Source organism: Chromobacterium sp. LK11 (assembly GCF_001043705.1).
Classification (GTDB): Bacteria; Pseudomonadota; Gammaproteobacteria; order Burkholderiales; family Chromobacteriaceae; genus Chromobacterium; species Chromobacterium alkanivorans.
The window spans coordinates 121,736-137,585 of record NZ_LDUR01000039.1; the positions used below are offsets into that span (position 1 = coordinate 121,736).

The window sequence follows — 15,850 nt, forward strand, 5'->3', positions numbered from 1 at the left end:
TCTTGTTTCGACAGCGCCCGGCTATTCCGCCAAGCGCAACAACAGCCGGCGCACCGGCGCGGGCACGCCGGCGTCCGGCGCCTCCGCCAACGGCAGCCACTGGCCGTTGTCCTCCATCGCCGCGCCGCCGTTCAAGCCGTCCAGGCGCGCCGGCAGCGGCGTAATGATCAAACGGTAATGCGTGAACACATGCTCCAGTTCCGGCCAGGCCGGCAACGCGTCGCCCCGCCCCGTCCGTTGCAGCCAGTCCTCGGCCTGCGTCGAGGTCTCGAACTCCGGCAAAGACAGCAAGCCGCCCCAGATGCCGGTGGGCGGCCGCCGCAGCAGCCACACCTTGTCGCCATGGGTGGCCAGCAGCATCACCGTATGGCGGGTGGGCACCGTCTTCTTCGGCCGCGGCGTCGGCAACTCGCCGGTGCGCCCCTCGCGCGCCGCCACGCAGCCGTCCACCATAGGACAGACGGTACAGGCCGGCTTGCCGCGACTGCACACCGTGGCGCCCAGGTCCATCAAACCTTGAGTGTAGGCGCTCATCAGCGCCGCATCCCGCGGCAGCAGGTCTTCGGCCAGCCGCCACAAACTCTGCTCCACCGCCCGCTCGCCGGGGAAACCGGCGACGCCGAAGCAGCGGGTCAGCACCCGCTTGACGTTGCCGTCCAGAATGGTTTCCCGCCGGCCGAAGGCAAAAGAAGCAATCGCCGCGGCGGTGGAGCGCCCCACGCCGGGCAGGCGCTCCAGCTGCTGGCGCTCGGCCGGGAAGCTGCCGCCAAACTCGGTCATCACCATCTGCGCCGCCTTGTGCAGATTGCGCGCCCGGCTGTAATAGCCCAGGCCGCTCCACAAGGCCAGCACGTCCTCCTGCGGCGCGGCGGCCAGGGCGGCCACGTCCGGAAAGCGGGCGAGAAAGCGCGGGTAGTAGTCCAGCACGCTTTTGACCTGGGTCTGTTGCAGCATGATCTCGGACAGCCAGATCCGGTACGGGTCGCTGACCTGCCACGGCAGATCATGGCGTCCATGCGTTTTTTGCCAGGCGGTCAGGCGCGCGGCGAAGGAGCTGTGCAGCATCGTCTATCATCTTGAATCGAACCGGATATGGTAGCGGAAAGCCTCGCTGTCACCAAGCAGCCTCCGGACAAATAAGTTAAAATCAAAGAATTGCTTAAAAGTCTGCTTACTCAAGGAAGTTCCATGTCCAGTTTCCGTTCCCGCCAGCGTGCCAATATGCGCCGCGAATTCAATAGCCGCGACAATGAGGCCAGTTCGCCGGCAGGCGGAGACAGCCCGGCCGGCAAAAGCCCCGTGATCCAGAAGAAAGCGCCTTCGGCCGACTCCGCGCCGCGCGCGCCCTATTCCGGCCCGCGTCCAGGCAACGCCAAGCCCAATTGGCAAGACCGCGGCCCAGGACAGGGACAAGGCCCGCGCGACGGCGGCAAGCGCGGCCCTTATCAAGGACGCGACCAACAAGCCGGGCGCGACAAGCCCTATGGCAACGACCGCCGGCCGCAAGGCCAGCAGCGCTTTGAGCGCAACGAAGGCCAGGACAGCTTCAATAAAGAGCGCGGCAACAACTGGCAGCCGCGCAGCTTCGCCCGCGACGGCGAAGAGCGCCCGCAAGGCAGCGGTCCCAAGAAGCCCTTCCATCACCGCGAAGACCGCGAGCCGCGCGACTACAGCCGCGACCGCGGCCCGTCCGGCCGCAAGCCGCTGAACGCCGCCGCGGACGTGGAAACGGAACGCAAGCCCTATAGCCGCGATCGCGGTCCGTCCGGCCGCAAACCGCTGCATCTGGAGCGCGGCGACGAAACCCGCGCGCCGCAGGGCAAGCCGCGCTGGCAGCAGCGCGACGACGAACGCCACGTGGACCAGCCGCGCAAACCGTTCAATCCGTCCGCCGACCGCGAACAGCGCTTCCGCCGCGACGACGCCGAACAGGCGCCGCGCAAGCCGTGGCAGGAACGCCAGCACAGCGAGCCGCGCGACGACGGCCCGCGCAAACTGTTCGGCAAATCCGCCAAGCACGACAACCACTTCCGCCGCGACGACGCCGAGCAAGCGCCGCGCAAACCGTGGCAGGAGCGCCAGCACGACGACCGCGACAACCGCTTCCGTCGCGACGACGCCGAGCAAGCGCCGCGCAAGCCGTGGCAAGAACGCCAGCACGGCGACCGCGACAACCGCTTCCGCCGCGACGACGCCGAACAAGCGCCGCGCAAGCCGTGGCAGGAACGCCAGCACGGCGACCGCGACAACCGTTTCCGCCGCGACGACGCCGAGCAAGCGCCGCGCAAGCCGTGGCAGCAAAACGAGCCGGCTGAACGCGACGAGGGCGGTCCGCGCAAACTGTTCGGCAAATCCGCCGAACGCGACAACCGTAGCCGCCGCGACGACGCCGAACCCGCTCCGCGCCAGGAGCGCCCGCAAGGCGAAGCGGCCGCGCGCAACGAAGGCGGCACGCGCAAGCTGTTCAGCAAGCCGTCCTATCGCGACAACGACCAGCGCCGCGACGACGCCGAACGCGCGCCGCGCCAAAGCTGGCAACAGGAAGAACGCCCGCGCCACGAGCGCCGCGAAGGCGACGCCCGCCAGCTGTTCGGCAAGCCGAACGCCGGCGGCCTGAAGCCGCTGGGCGACCAGCACCGCGTGGAAACCCGCGGCGAACACCGCCACGCCGAAGCGCCGCGCCACGCGCCGTCCGAACGTCAGGCCCCCAGCCTGACCCAGGTGCGCGACAGCGTACTGTCTCTGTTCGCCCCCTGCCCGCGCGGCCTGGAAGCCATCCTGGCCGACGAATTGCGCGGCCTGGGCGCGCGCGACATCGCCACCGCCGACGGCGGCGTGGCCTTCGCCGGCGACCGCGACCTGCTGATGGCGGCCAACCTGCACAGCCGCACCGCCAGCCGCGTGCTGCTGCAACTGGCCCAGGGCGGCTACCGCAACGAACAGGACATCTACCGCCTGGCGATGAACGTGGACTGGCCGCGCTGGTTCGACGTGTCCAACAGCATCAAGCTGAAGACCGACGCCATCCGCTGCCACTTCAAGAGCCTGGACTTCATCTCGCTGAAAGTGAAAGACGCCATCTGCGACCGCTTCCGCCAGGCGCAGCTGGGCCGTCCCAATGTCGACACCCGCCACCCGGACGTGCGCGTCCACGTGTTCCTGACCGAAGACAGCGCCACCATCTACCTGGACACCAGTGGAGAACCGCTGTTCAAGCGCGGCTGGCGCCAGGAAACCGGCGACGCGCCGCTGCGTGAAAACCTGGCCGCCGGCATCCTGATGCTGACCGGCTACAACGGCAGCCAGCCGCTGCTGGACCCGATGTGCGGCAGCGGCACCTTCCTGGTGGAAGCCGCCGACATCGCGCTCAACCGCGCGCCGGGTCGCCAACGCAAATTCGCCTTCCAGAAACTGCGCGGCTTCGATTCCGCCAGCTGGGAAAAACTGCTGCTGGACGCTCAACACGCCGAGAAGCCGCTGACCAAGCTGACGATCAACGGCTCCGACCGCGATCAGTCCATCATCAACGTCGCCAAGGACAACCTGGAACGCGCCGGCCTCTCCGGCCTGGTGGAACTGAAGGCGATGGACGTGCTGGACGCCCGCCCCAACGGCGAAAACGGCATCCTGGTGGCCAACCCGCCCTACGGCGTGCGCATGGACGAACTGGACCAGCTGGCCGAATGGTATCCGCTGCTGGGCGACTGGCTGAAAGCCCACTTCGCCGGCTGGCACGCCAATCTGTTCAGCGGCGACCTGCGCCTGGCCAAGCTGATCCACCTGTCGCCCAAGCGCCGCACCCCGCTGTACAACGGCTCGCTGCAATGCCGGCTGTTCGTCATCAATATGGTGGAAGGCAGCGCCCGCAAGGAAAAACCGGGCGAGCAGGCTGAAGCCATCGAGCAGGACGATCACGCCGCGGAATAACTCCGCGCGCGGACAGCAAAACGGCGAGCCATGGCTCGCCGTTTTTTATGGTACACCCCTCCCCGCTTGACCCCGCCATCCCCTTCGGCAACAATCGCCGCGTGCCGTTTCACTTAACGGCGCTGGGTGTGAGAGCCCATATAAAGGGAAAAAGGGGATGCCACTGCGTATGCAGTCGCGTCCAGAACGCTATTGCTTCGCCATCCGGCGGGCCGTGGCGGGGAGGCCTTTACGGCCTACCGGCTTCCTTTTTCCCCGGTCTCTCAACCTCGTCACGCGCCTGTCAGCCCGTTTGAGAGCGGGCCCGCAGGCGAACCACGAAAAAGGAGCGTTCCCCATGTTGGTTCTACCCTTGTTCAGCTATCCCCCGCCCTGCGACACGCCAGCCCGCGCCCCGGTTCAGGAGGCGCAGCCATGAACCCCATCCCCAGCTTCATTGAACTAGACCGCCTGATCCAGCAACTGCGCGCGCAGTGCCTGCGCCAAGACGCGCCGCCCATTCTCGAATCCGAATGGAAACGGCTGACGCATTGCAGCCAATACCTCCACGACAGCTGTCACGCCGCCTCGCTGGAGCTGGGCCAGATCAGCAGCGCGCTGGCCGGGCTGCTGACGCTGCTGGATCAGTCCGAGATCGAGCATCTGGACCGAGAGCAGGCGTATTGCCTGCTCGAACCCTTCACCCGCCGCTTGCAGCAAAGCTATCGGCAGTTGCAGGAACTGAGCTGAGCTCGTCCACGCCCACCGGCCCGGTCTGGCGGGCAGGACTGAGAAGCAGGCCAAACGAATAAAACCGTCGCAATCCGGACTAACCCATTCGGCATCTCCATGAGATAATCCCGCCCGGACGCGCGCTTAAAAACCAGAGCCTTAGCCACAAGGCCTGCGCGCCATCGTTACCCTACAACGCTGCAAGCACACACCATGCAAACCTCTTTCCTGTCCGCCACCGTCCTGCTGATCCTGATCACCGATCCTCTGGGCAATATTCCGCTATTCATCGCCGCGCTCAAGCAGGTCAAGCCGGAGCGCCGCCGGCGCGTGGTGTACCGCGAATGCCTGATCGCCTTCCTGGTGCTGTCCGCCTTCATGTTCTTTGGCCGCAACTTCCTGGACCTGATGCATCTGACCGATGATTCGATGCGGGTGGCCGGCGGCGTGATCCTGTTCCTGATCGCCATCAAGATGATCTTCCCCGGCGAGGGCAGCGTGTTCGGCGGCGACAAGATGCACGGCGAGCCCTTCATCGTGCCGATTGCCGTGCCCTTGATCGCCGGCCCGTCGGCGATGGCCACCGTGTTGCTGATGTCCACCCGCGAGCCGGAGCGGATGCTGGAATGGCTGGGCGCCTTGACTATCTGCATGCTGGTGACGCTGCTGGTGTTCCTGTTTTCCGGCAAGCTGCAGAAACTGCTGGGCGAGCAGGCGATCACCGCGCTGGAGCGGCTGATGGGCCTGGTGCTGACGGCGATCTCGATCGAGATGCTGTTGGGCGGCGTGGCGTCCTACATCAAGCAATTCCATTGAGCGGCGCGCTCGTCCGCATGGCCCCGGGCTAGCGGTAATGCTTGCGCAGCGCGTCCACCACGCCGTCGCGCTGCATATTGCTTAGCGTCTTGTTGAGTTTCTGCACGATGCGCTCATCCAGCCCCGGATTGCAGGCCAGATACATCTGCACCGTGTTGAAGCTGAACAGCAGGCGGACGGGCAGACGGTTGGCGGCGGCGATATAAGCGCCGCTGAACTCGCCGCTGGCCCAGAAATCGATATGGCCGGCCACCAGCTTCTTGGCGTTCAAATCGTCCGCTCTCGCCAGGTCCAGTTTGAAGCCCAGATCGGCCAGATACTGCGACATGCCCGAGCCTTTGTAGCTGCCTATGGTGTAGCCGCGCGCGTCCTCCAGCGTAGCCACGCCGGCCGGGCTGTGGGGGCCGGCGAACAGGCTCCAGGAATTGCTGACCAGGGGCCCCACCCATTTGAACTGACTTTCCCGGCTCTGCGTACGCGAGGTCGAGTAAACGCAGCTATTGCTCTCCTGCTGCGCGATGGCGTAGGCGCGCAGCCAGGGCAGCAGTTCCATGCTGTACGGAATGCCGGCGCGCTGGAACAGTTCGCGCAGGATGTCGGTGGACAGGCCGCCGATCTTGCCCTCCTCCAGCGCGATGTTGAACGGCGGATAATCCTCGGTCAGCAAACGGAGGCGGGGCGATGTCGACTCCGCCCGGACACCGACGGAGAGCGCGCCCAACAGCAGGGCGACGTGAACAAATGCTGACTTCATGGCGGCAAGCCTCCCGCGCGATTCCGACGATGCGTCTTCCAAGCATAGAAGCTGGCGGCCCGGATGCGGCGCGGACATCCGCCCAAACCGCCGCGCCGCAACGGCGACAGAGGCGATTTGGTTCGTGTTGGGGTTATCCCGCATAGGGATATCGGCAATTCGTCGCCGCGCCTCCTCTTGCTAGCATCCCGCCTCATGGGCCAATAAGAGCCTGCCTTTCGATCGCATAAACGACTTCGGCCCGCCCGGCTTTCCGGGAGGCGCGGCTGGAGCGGACAACGCCACAGGGATCACGATGCAAACCAAAACCCCTCTTTACCAGCGCCTGTATTTCCAGGTGCTGCTGGCCATTTTCCTCGGCGTGATGCTCGGCGCCTTCGTTCCCGACCTGGGCGCGAAGATGAAGCCGCTGGGCGACGCCTTCATCAAACTGATCAAGATGATGATCGCTCCCATCATCTTCGCCACCGTGGTGGTGGGCATCGCCAAGATGGGCGATATGAAGGAAGTGGGCCGCGTGGGCGTCAAGGCGCTGTTCTACTTCGAAGCCGTCACCACGCTGGCGCTGGTGATCGGTCTGGTGGTGGTGAACGTGCTCAAGCCGGGCGCCGGCCTCAATGTGGACCCCAGCACGCTGGACGCGCATTCGGTGGCCAAGTACGCGGCCAACGCCAAGGAGATGAGCAGCATCGATTTCCTGATGCACATCATCCCGGACACGGTGGTGGGCGCTTTCGCCAACGGTGAAATCCTGCAGGTGCTGACCTTCTCGGTGCTGCTGGGCCTGGCCTTGACCAAGATGGGCGACAACGGCAAGACCATCGTCCACATCCTGGACGAGTTCTCCCATGCTTTGTTCGGCGTGATCAATATGCTGATGAAGCTGGCTCCCATCGGCGCCTTCGGCGCGATGGCCTTCACCATAGGCAAATACGGCGTCGGCTCGCTCAAGCAGTTGGGCTTCCTGATGCTCTGCGTCTACCTGACCTGTTTCGCCTTCGTCTTCGTAGTGCTGGGCACCATCGCCAAGCTCAACGGCTTCAGCCTGTGGCGCTTCCTGGTCTACATCAAGGAAGAGCTGCTGCTGGTGCTGGGCACGTCCTCGTCCGAATCCGCGCTGCCGGGCATCATGAAGAAGCTGGAAAACCTGGGCTGCTCCAAACCGGTGGTGGGCATGGTGATTCCCACCGGCTACTCCTTCAACCTGGACGGCACCTCCATCTATCTGACCATGGCCGCCATCTTCATCGCCCAGGCCACCAATGTGGACCTGACGCTGGCGGAGGAGCTGGGCCTGCTGGGCGTGCTGCTGCTGACGTCCAAGGGCGCGGCGGCGGTGACCGGCGGCGGCTTCATCACCCTGGCCGCCACGCTGGCGACGCTGGGCGGCAAGCTGCCGGTGTCCGGCCTGGCGCTGCTGATCGGCATCGACCGCTTCATGTCCGAAGCCCGCGCGATCACCAATCTGATCGGCAACGGCGTGGCCACCATCGTGGTGGCGCGCTGGGAGCAGGCGCTGGACGAAGAGCGCATGCGTCGCGTGCTGGCGGGCGAACCGGTGCTGCCGGCCGAAACCGGCGCCCAGCCGGACATCGCGCCGGAACCGGCGATGCAGGCGCGCTGATCCCACCCCCGGAATGCCGACGCGCATTCCGCTTCCCGGGCTTGCAAGGCCTACACGAATACCCCTTTCGAGGGGTATTTTTCATTGCATGACGGGAAGACGGCCCCCTGCCTCTCCTCCTCCGCCGCCCCCGTGCTAGAATTCCCGCTCCCGCGCCCGGAATCGTAGAGGAAGGGCGTATTGTTCTTTACTCTCTCGCAGGATTGCGTCCCCATGCCCAACACCTCTTTCACCTCGACTCTTCTCGACCGCAGCTCCGCCTCGCAACAGCGCTTGCGCGACGAGCAACAGGCGCTGTTCGCCCTTCTGATCGAACGGGAGCGCGAGTTCGGCTTCAATCCCGACATCACCGTCGAATATCCGGAAGCGCTGAGCGAGCTTCTGGACAGCCCCGCGGCCTATCTGGGCGCGCGCATCCGCGCGGCCGAAGCCTCCCGCGGGCGTCCGTTCGCGCGCGTCGTCGTCCTCACCACCTATGGCGATGCGCTGGGCGGCCCGCTGACGGCGGCCGGCTATCGGGAAGAAATCATCGACATGCCGGCGGGCCCCGACAACACGCGCGGCTACGCGCGCGAATGGCGTGACGACGGCGTCGGCGTCTTCTACCTGGAAGCGGTCAACGAGATGGACGAGAAAATCCAGCCCAGCTTCGTGTTCAAGCTGGAAGACGAAGCAGGCGAACTGCTGGCCGGCATGTCCGGATCGGTATCGGAGCAAAACGGCGAGCGTTGCGCCTATATCGCCACCGTGGTCGCCCGCGGCGACGCGCCCGCGGGCACCGGCAGCCAAGTGGCCGCCGCCGTCTGGCGCTACCTGAGCGAACAGGGCGTCGCCCGCGTCAACCTCGGCACCCAGACCGCCGGCCGTTTCTACGAGCGCCAGGGTTTTCGCGTCATCCACACCATCGTGCCCCTGTTGCGGCACCGGACCGGCGACGACGGCAGCCGAGTGTGGCAGGACCTGGTGATCATGCGCAAGGATCTGTAATACACCTAAGCTTTTGTTTTCACAGCCCTTAGAGCCTGCGTCAACGCAGGCTTTTTTTATGCTCACGGCACAGCGGCGGCTTGCTTTTGCCGCCGCGTGGTCCACGATAGAAGAATGGGCATAGGGAGACGAGAATGAGCGACTTCATGTTGCAATACGGCGATGAACTGTTGCCGGTGGAGGGGGACTTCCCGGAGGTGGGCGCATACCTGCCCAGCTTCATGCTGGTGGGCGACGGCAAGCAGGACGTGGCGCTGGAGGGTCTAGGCGGCGTGCCCAAACTGATTCTGACCCTGCTGTCGCTGGACGAGTACGAGCATGGCGGCCAATACCTGCTGCAGGAAACGCGACGCTTTCTGGAGCGCTGGCCGCAAATCAGCCTGGTGGTGATCACCGTGGACTCGCCGTCTTCGCTGGCGCGCGCCCGGCGCGAGCACGGCCTGCCCCACGTCACCCTGCTGTCCACGCTGCGCGGCCGGGATTTCCACAAGCATTACGGGGTGCTGATCCGCGAATATCCGCTCAGCGGCTATACCGCGCCGGCCCTGCTGCTGGCCGACGGCGCCAACATCATTCATTACGCCGAGCGGCTGCGCAACACCCAGGATCTGTTCGACTTCGACAAGATCAACCATTTGCTGCGCGAGGCCGAGGAGCAGGCGCTGGAGGCGCAGCAAGAGCTTGAGCACGAGGAGCAGTTGAAGGACGAGGGGCCGTCGCAATAAATTCGCCCAGGCATACAACACGGGCCCGGTCTGCTAGCGCAGCGCCGGGCCCGTTTGCTTTCAAGGAGAAAGCGGTTTACGGCAGCACTTCCACCAGCTTGGCGTCCACCTTGGTGGAGGTCAGTTCCTTGTCCACTTCGCCGACGATGCGCAGCTTGCTATTCTGGTCGAACTTTTTCGCCGGCAGGCGTTTCTGGCTGATCTTCACCGTCATGGTGCCGGTGGCGTCGCGGAATTCGTAGCGCTTGTGGTCGATCTGACGGACGATCTTGCCTTCCAGGGTTACCGGGGTGTCGTCGGCGGCTTTCTGCGCGGCGGCAACGGTGGTGACGGCGGCCGGCACGCCGGGGCCGGCGAACTCAGCCTGGGCGGCGAAGGGCAGGGACAGCGCGGCGGCGGCGAGCAGAACGGTGATGGCTTTCATGAGGTGGCTCCTAGGTGTTGGTTTACAGCGCCATTAGAACAGCGCCGGCTTAACCCAAACTTAAGCGCTCGCCTTCTCCCCCTGCAAACGGCGCACAGAGTCCGAATAGGCCGTATAACTGGGCTGCTGACGGAGGTGGGCTTGCTCGCCGGCGATGCGCTGCTTTACGCCCTTGAGCGCCACTTGCAGCTCGGCATTCAATCTCAGGTTTCTATGGCTAAAACTCGTCGACAGCGGCTTGATCTCGGCGGCGATGGCATCGCGCAAGGCGCTAAGATTGGCGTAACAACCGCGTTCCAAGGCCTGGTTGGAGCAGGCTGTCAATACCTTGGCCAGCGCACTGGCTTCCTTGGCTTGCGGCGCGTTCAAATAGCGCGGGATCAAGACATCCAGTGTTTGATGGGAAACCAGGAGAAAAGAGAGTCGCATGAGTGTTTCCTAGTAAAAGTGATAACACTGCCCAGCATAAGTCCCCATTCCCGGCCCCGCTTGCAAGAAGCGCCGGACAAAACAAAACCGCCCGGCAAGCGGGCGGTTCGGGAAGCGGCGAGACAGCGAACTCAGCTGTTCAGTTCGCGCGCCAGGTAGAGCCAGGTTTCCACCACGGTGTCCGGGTTCAGGGACACGGTTTCGATGCCCTCTTCCACCAGCCACTTGGCGAAGTCCGGATGGTCGGACGGGCCCTGGCCGCAAATGCCGATGTATTTGCCTTGCTTGCGGCAAGCCTGGATCGCCATGTGCAGCATGACCTTGACCGCCTCGTTGCGCTCGTCGAAGGTGGAGGCGATCGGGCCGCCGGAGTCGCGGTCCACGCCCAGCGTCAGCTGGGTCATGTCGTTGGAGCCGATGGAGAAGCCGTCGAAATGCTGCAGGAACTTGTCGGCCAACACGGCGTTGGTCGGCAGTTCGCACATCATGATCAGGCGCAGGCCGTTTTCGCCGCGCTTGAGGCCGTTGGCGGCCAGGATCTCCACCACTTGCTCGGCTTCGGACAGGGTGCGCACAAAGGGAATCATCACTTCCACATTGGTCAGACCCATCACGTCGCGCACTTTCTTGATGGCGCGGCATTCCAGTTCAAAGCAATCGCGGAAGGATTCGGCCACGTAGCGGGCGGCGCCGCGGAAGCCGATCATCGGGTTTTCTTCGTGCGGCTCGTACAGCTGACCGCCGATCAGGTTGGCGTACTCGTTCGACTTGAAGTCGGACATGCGCACGATGACCTTTTTCGGATAGAAGGCGGCGGCCAGAGTGGACACGCCTTCGGCGATCTTGTCGACGTAGAAGTCCACCGGGCTGGCGTAGCCGGCGATGCGGTCGCTGATGGTGGCTTTCAGATCCGCCGGCAGCTTGTCGAATTCCAGCAGCGCTTTCGGGTGGATGCCGATCTGACGGTTGATCACGAACTCCATCCGCGCCAGGCCCACGCCCTCGTTAGGCAGCTGCGCGAAGTCGAAAGCCAGTTCCGGGTTGCCGACGTTCATCATGATCTTGACCGGGGCCTTGGGCATCTTGTCCAGTTCCAGGTCGATCACTTCCACGTCCAGCAGGCCGTCGTAGATGTTGCCGGTGTCGCCTTCGGCGCAGGACACGGTCACCTGCATGCCTTCGGACAGCACCTGGGTGGCGTCGCCGCAACCCACCACGGCCGGAATGCCCAGCTCGCGCGCGATGATGGCCGCGTGGCAGGTGCGGCCGCCGCGGTTGGTGACGATGGCGGCGGCGCGTTTCATCACCGGTTCCCAATCCGGGTCGGTCATGTCGGTCACCAGCACGTCGCCCGGCTTGACGCGGTCCATCTCGGACGCGTCCTTGATGGTGCGCACCACGCCCTGGCCGATCTTCTGACCGATGGCGCGGCCTTCGCACAGCACTTGCGATTTGCTGTTCAGACGGTAGCGGCGCAGCGTGTCCTTGCGGTCTTCCTGCGACTTCACCGTTTCCGGACGGGCCTGCAGGATGTAGAGCTTGCCGTCGTGGCCGTCGCGGCCCCATTCGATGTCCATCGGACGGCCGTAGTGCTTCTCGATGATCAGCGCGTATTCGGCCAGTTCGGCCACTTCGGCGTCGCTGATGGAGAATTGCTGGCGCTCCGCCGGGGACACGTCCACGGTCTTGACCGAGCGGCCGGCTTGCGAAGCGTCGGTGAACTCCATCTTGATCAGCTTGGAGCCCATGGTCTTGCGCAGCACCGCCGGACGGCCGGCTTTCAGCGTCGGCTTGTGCACGTAGAATTCGTCGGGATTCACCGCGCCTTGCACCACGGTTTCGCCCAGGCCGTAGGACGCGGTGATGAACACCACGTCGTCAAAGCCGGATTCGGTGTCGATGGTGAACATCACGCCGGCCGCGCCGCAGTCGGAGCGCACCATGCGCTGCACGCCGGCGGACAGAGCCACCACGTCGTGCTCAAAGCCTTTGTGCACGCGGTAGGAAATGGCGCGGTCGTTGTAGAGGGAGGCGAAAACGTGTTTCATCGCATCCTTGACGTTGTCAAGGCCGCGGATATTCAGGAAGGTTTCTTGCTGGCCTGCGAACGAGGCGTCGGGGAGGTCTTCGGCGGTGGCGGAGGAACGGACTGCAACGGAGATGTCGGCGCCGCCGGCATCGGCCACCATCTGATCCCAGGCCTCTTTGATATCGGCGTCAAGCTTGGCGGGGAACGGGGTATCGATGATCCATTGCCGAATTTCCTTGCCGATCCGGGCCAGTTCGCTGACATCGTCGATGTCCAGCTTGGCCAGCGCGGCGCTGATCTTGTCGGCCAGGCCGTTGTGCTGCAGAAAATCCCGGTAAGCCTGCGCTGTGGTGGCGAAGCCGCCCGGGACGCGAACCCCGGAGCCGGCCAGCTGGCTGATCATTTCACCAAGGGAGGCGTTCTTGCCGCCTACCTGCTCCACATCGGTCATGCGCAGTTTCTCGAACCAGATGACGTAGTTCTCAGCCATCACTTCACTTCCTGTGTTGGATTGGGACGATAGGGCCGCATTCTAGCCGAATTACGTGCCAGATGCGTAGCGTCTTTTGCACCGCAACACGGGTTTTCGGCTCGACAAGGACAAGCATTGCAACAGAATCAATAAGTTGACAGACATTCCTGATGAAAATGATTGTCAAAACCGTGTAATTTACGCACTACATGCTTGGCCGGCGCCCGCGGCGGGTTTCGTCGCGGCCTTTCAGAGTATAGAATCCCTTGAACCCCGGGCGCGCCGCAACAGCGCGGCAGGCGCGGTTCCGGCCTCGTTCACTCGCAATACAGGTGTTTGCATGCCCCACCATCTCCGCTCCGCCTTCTTCGTTTCCGACCGCACCGGCATCACCGCCGAATCGCTGGGCCACACCCTGCTGACCCAGTTCGACACCGTGGAATTCAAGCGCGAGACCATTCCCTTCGTCGATACCGTGGAAAAAGCTCAGGCCTTGGCCGAGGTCATCCGCCAGGTGTCGGAAACCGATCACCTGAAGCCGCTGGTGTTCACCAGCATCATCAACCCGGACGTGCGCAGCGCGCTGCAGGTTGAGAACGCGGTGATGATAGATTTCTTCGACACCTTCATCGGCCAGCTGGAGCAGGAAATCGGCCAGCGCGCCTCGCTGAGCGTGGGCAAGGCCCACGGCATGGTCAACGAGGAGAAGTACGATCACCGCATCGAGGCGGTCAACTTCTCGCTGAACCACGACGACGGCGTCAAATTGAAGGACCTGCACGAGGCGGACGTGATCCTGGTGGGCGTGTCCCGCTCCGGCAAGACGCCGACCTGCCTGTATCTGGCGCTGCAATACGGCATCCGCGCCGCCAACTACCCGCTGACGCCGGAAGACCTGGGCAGCCCGACGCTGCCCAAGCTGCTGCTGCCGTTCAAGGACAAGATCTTCGGCCTGACCATCGATCCGGCGCGCTTGCACCACATCCGCTCCGAACGCCGGCCGGACTCCAAATACGCCAGCATGGACAACTGCCGCCGCGAGGTGAACGAGGCCGAGTCCATGTTCCGCCACCACGGCGTGCCCTTCATCAGCACCACCCACAAGTCCATCGAGGAAATCGCCTCCACCATCATGCACAAGGCGGCGCTGGGTCGGCGCTTCTGAACGCGCTGTCGCAATGAAGCCAGCCGGGCCCGCCCGGCTTTTTTCATGCCCTTGCGCTGGGCAGTCGCCTGCCAATATCCAGATAGCACTTTGTTTCTTATCACTTTTTCACAATTAAGATTGGAACATATAGCAAGCGCGCGCTCTCCAACAGGCATCTTGATTCCCATGCCCGGATCCACCGATGCACATCGTCTCCATCGCCGCCCTGGCCCGCTCCGCCGTCTCGCCGCTGAAGGAAGTGGGCGCGGTCGCCGCCAAGACCGACAGCCGCGCCGCCGCCAGCGACCCGCGCAAGGAAATGGCGGAATTCGCCGCTCCCCATCCGCCGTCCAGCGCGCCCAGCGGGGATTCCGCGCCGAAGGGCGAGTCTTTCGAACGGCTGTTGCGCCAAGCCCGGAACGCGGCCGCGAGCAAGAACGCCTCGCCTTACGCCGAAGACCTGATGCCGCCGGCCGGCAGCCTGCTGCACGTCCTGGCCTGAAAAGACGCTTGACGCTGCTTTGCCCGCCGTGCTCTGATAAAGCCCATGAACTACGCAACCGCATTCGCATCCTTTTCTTGGTGGTGGCGCCTGAACTAAGGCGGCGCCGGCGTTTGCATACCCAAAACCCGGAAGCTGCCGATACGGCGGCATAGGGTTTCCAGCAGTCCCCCTCCCCAGATCGGCAGTTTCCAACAAGCTCAAGCTTACTGGAGACCACTGTTATGAATCTGGATAGCATCACAGCCAAAGACATCATCCTGACTGGCGACCGCACCACCGGGCAATTGCATCTGGGCCACTATGTCGGTTCGCTGCGCAACCGCGTGATCCTGCAGGATCGCTGCCGCCAGTTTCTGCTGCTGGCCGACGCCCAGGCGCTGACCGACAATATGGGCAACTATCTGAAGGTTCGCGACAATGTGCTGCAGGTGGCGCTGGACTATCTGGCGGTGGGCATAGACCCGGAAAAAAGCACCATCTTCATCCAAAGCCTGGTGCCGGAACTGACCGAGCTGTCGTCCTACTACCTCAATCTGGTCACCGTGGCGCGCCTGGAGCGCAACCCCACCATCAAGGATGAAATCAAGCAGCGCGGCTATGAGCGCGACATCCCCGCCGGCTTCCTCACTTATCCCGCCGCCCAGGCCGCCGACATCACCGCCTTCAAGGCCAGCATCGTGCCGGTGGGCGAAGACCAGATCCCGATGATCGAGCAGACCAATGAGATCGTGCGCCGCTTCAACGCCAGCGTGGATCAGCCGGTGCTGGTGGAAACGCGCGCGGTGGTGCCGGAGCACGGCTCCCGCCTGCCCGGCATCGACGGCAAGGCCAAGATGTCCAAATCGCTGGGCAACACCATCACTCTGTCGGCCACGCCGGACGAGATCCGCCAGGCGGTGAAGATGATGTACACCGACCCCAATCACCTGCGCGTGGCCGATCCGGGCCAGGTGGAAGGCAATGTGGTGTTCACCTATCTGGACGTGTTCCATTCCGACCCTGAGCAGGTGGTGGAATGGAAGGAACATTATCGCCGCGGCGGCCTGGGCGACACCGTGATCAAGAAGCAGTTGGAAGAATGCCTGCAGACCCTGCTGGAGCCGATCCGCGCCCGCCGCGAGCAGTACGCGCGCGATCCGGCGGCGGTGATGGCGATGCTGAAGACCGGCACCCAGCGCGCGCGCGAAGTGGCGGCCGCCACGCTGGCCGAGGTTAAGGCGGCGATGGGCTTGAACTACTACTAAGAACGTGTTTACGATCTCGCGAGCTAAGGCGAGACAAGGCGAAAACCGCTGAGAAA

The 15,850-nt window shown here is 64.1% G+C and carries 14 protein-coding genes; 9 read left to right on the top strand and 5 right to left on the bottom strand.

The window, feature by feature from the left end; translation table 11 throughout:
• Positions 1–21 precede the first annotated feature (21 nt).
• Positions 22–1,062, bottom strand: a complete 1,041-nt coding sequence (mutY, locus tag VK98_RS19910; RefSeq protein WP_048415718.1) for an A/G-specific adenine glycosylase — start codon at positions 1,060–1,062, stop codon at positions 22–24.
• 126 nt (positions 1,063–1,188) lie between these two features.
• Between mutY and VK98_RS24505 the strand changes: the two genes are divergently transcribed.
• The 3 genes from VK98_RS24505 (at position 1,189) to VK98_RS19925 (ending at position 5,454) form a co-directional block, all read left to right on the top strand.
• On the top strand, positions 1,189–3,927 hold the full coding sequence (locus VK98_RS24505; RefSeq protein ID WP_048415693.1) for a class I SAM-dependent RNA methyltransferase: 2,739 nt from the start codon (positions 1,189–1,191) through the stop codon (positions 3,925–3,927).
• 414 nt (positions 3,928–4,341) lie between these two features.
• Positions 4,342–4,656, top strand: coding sequence for a DUF1484 family protein (locus VK98_RS19920; RefSeq protein ID WP_048415694.1), 315 nt, complete (start codon positions 4,342–4,344; stop codon positions 4,654–4,656).
• A gap of 195 nt (positions 4,657–4,851) precedes the next feature.
• Entirely contained in the window at positions 4,852–5,454 is a 603-nt protein-coding gene (locus VK98_RS19925; protein ID WP_019100349.1) for a MarC family protein, read from the top strand.
• A gap of 28 nt (positions 5,455–5,482) precedes the next feature.
• Here VK98_RS19925 and VK98_RS19930 read toward each other — a convergent pair whose 3' ends face one another.
• Positions 5,483–6,208, bottom strand: a complete 726-nt coding sequence (locus VK98_RS19930; RefSeq protein ID WP_048415695.1) for an ABC transporter substrate-binding protein — start codon at positions 6,206–6,208, stop codon at positions 5,483–5,485.
• Between the two features lie 295 nt (positions 6,209–6,503).
• On the opposite strand from VK98_RS19930, the gene VK98_RS19935 reads away from it, so the two are divergent.
• From VK98_RS19935 to VK98_RS19945, 3 genes are all read left to right on the top strand, one after another.
• Positions 6,504–7,832: a dicarboxylate/amino acid:cation symporter gene (locus VK98_RS19935; RefSeq protein ID WP_048415696.1), complete on the top strand. Its 1,329-nt coding sequence runs from the start codon at positions 6,504–6,506 to the stop codon at positions 7,830–7,832.
• Positions 7,833–8,045: 213 nt separating this feature from the next.
• Entirely contained in the window at positions 8,046–8,819 is a 774-nt protein-coding gene (locus VK98_RS19940; protein ID WP_048415697.1) for a hypothetical protein, read from the top strand.
• A 134-nt stretch (positions 8,820–8,953) separates the two neighbouring features.
• Entirely contained in the window at positions 8,954–9,544 is a 591-nt protein-coding gene (locus tag VK98_RS19945; protein WP_197083110.1) for a thiol peroxidase, read from the top strand.
• Positions 9,545–9,620: 76 nt separating this feature from the next.
• Here VK98_RS19945 and VK98_RS19950 read toward each other — a convergent pair whose 3' ends face one another.
• The 3 genes from VK98_RS19950 to ppsA all read right to left on the bottom strand — a co-directional run bounded on the left by VK98_RS19950 (position 9,621) and on the right by ppsA (position 12,916).
• Positions 9,621–9,968, bottom strand: coding sequence for a NirD/YgiW/YdeI family stress tolerance protein (locus VK98_RS19950; RefSeq protein WP_048415698.1), 348 nt, complete (start codon positions 9,966–9,968; stop codon positions 9,621–9,623).
• Positions 9,969–10,028: 60 nt separating this feature from the next.
• Positions 10,029–10,397 carry a hypothetical protein gene (locus tag VK98_RS19955; RefSeq protein ID WP_048415699.1) on the bottom strand — a complete coding sequence of 123 codons (369 nt, stop codon included), beginning with the start codon at positions 10,395–10,397 and terminating at the stop codon, positions 10,029–10,031.
• A gap of 131 nt (positions 10,398–10,528) precedes the next feature.
• A complete protein-coding gene (ppsA, locus tag VK98_RS19960; protein ID WP_048415700.1) occupies positions 10,529–12,916 on the bottom strand; it encodes a phosphoenolpyruvate synthase in 2,388 nt (795 codons plus the stop codon).
• Positions 12,917–13,238: 322 nt separating this feature from the next.
• Between ppsA and VK98_RS19965 the strand changes: the two genes are divergently transcribed.
• From VK98_RS19965 to trpS, 3 genes are all read left to right on the top strand, one after another.
• The gene (locus tag VK98_RS19965) at positions 13,239–14,063 is read left to right on the top strand and encodes a pyruvate, water dikinase regulatory protein (RefSeq protein WP_048415701.1); all 825 of its coding nucleotides are present in this window, start codon (positions 13,239–13,241) and stop codon (positions 14,061–14,063) included.
• A 184-nt stretch (positions 14,064–14,247) separates the two neighbouring features.
• Entirely contained in the window at positions 14,248–14,547 is a 300-nt protein-coding gene (locus tag VK98_RS19970) for a hypothetical protein (protein WP_048415702.1), read from the top strand.
• Between the two features lie 224 nt (positions 14,548–14,771).
• Entirely contained in the window at positions 14,772–15,794 is a 1,023-nt protein-coding gene (trpS, locus tag VK98_RS19975) for a tryptophan--tRNA ligase (RefSeq protein WP_048415703.1), read from the top strand.
• Positions 15,795–15,850 lie beyond the last annotated feature (56 nt).

Excerpts from the sequence above, each read along its gene's own strand:
- VK98_RS24505 (WP_048415693.1), top strand. The coding sequence starts at position 1,189 with ATGTCCAGTTTCCGTTCCCGCCAGCGTGCCAATATGCGCCGCGAATTC.
- VK98_RS19920 (WP_048415694.1), top strand. The coding sequence starts at position 4,342 with ATGAACCCCATCCCCAGCTTCATTGAACTAGACCGCCTGATCCAGCAA.
- VK98_RS19925 (WP_019100349.1), top strand. The coding sequence starts at position 4,852 with ATGCAAACCTCTTTCCTGTCCGCCACCGTCCTGCTGATCCTGATCACC.
- VK98_RS19930 (WP_048415695.1), bottom strand. The coding sequence starts at position 6,208 with ATGAAGTCAGCATTTGTTCACGTCGCCCTGCTGTTGGGCGCGCTCTCC.
- VK98_RS19935 (WP_048415696.1), top strand. The coding sequence starts at position 6,504 with ATGCAAACCAAAACCCCTCTTTACCAGCGCCTGTATTTCCAGGTGCTG.
- VK98_RS19940 (WP_048415697.1), top strand. The coding sequence starts at position 8,046 with ATGCCCAACACCTCTTTCACCTCGACTCTTCTCGACCGCAGCTCCGCC.
- VK98_RS19945 (WP_197083110.1), top strand. The coding sequence starts at position 8,954 with ATGAGCGACTTCATGTTGCAATACGGCGATGAACTGTTGCCGGTGGAG.
- VK98_RS19950 (WP_048415698.1), bottom strand. The coding sequence starts at position 9,968 with ATGAAAGCCATCACCGTTCTGCTCGCCGCCGCCGCGCTGTCCCTGCCC.
- VK98_RS19955 (WP_048415699.1), bottom strand. The coding sequence starts at position 10,397 with ATGCGACTCTCTTTTCTCCTGGTTTCCCATCAAACACTGGATGTCTTG.
- ppsA (WP_048415700.1), bottom strand. The coding sequence starts at position 12,916 with ATGGCTGAGAACTACGTCATCTGGTTCGAGAAACTGCGCATGACCGAT.
- VK98_RS19965 (WP_048415701.1), top strand. The coding sequence starts at position 13,239 with ATGCCCCACCATCTCCGCTCCGCCTTCTTCGTTTCCGACCGCACCGGC.
- VK98_RS19970 (WP_048415702.1), top strand. The coding sequence starts at position 14,248 with ATGCACATCGTCTCCATCGCCGCCCTGGCCCGCTCCGCCGTCTCGCCG.
- trpS (WP_048415703.1), top strand. The coding sequence starts at position 14,772 with ATGAATCTGGATAGCATCACAGCCAAAGACATCATCCTGACTGGCGAC.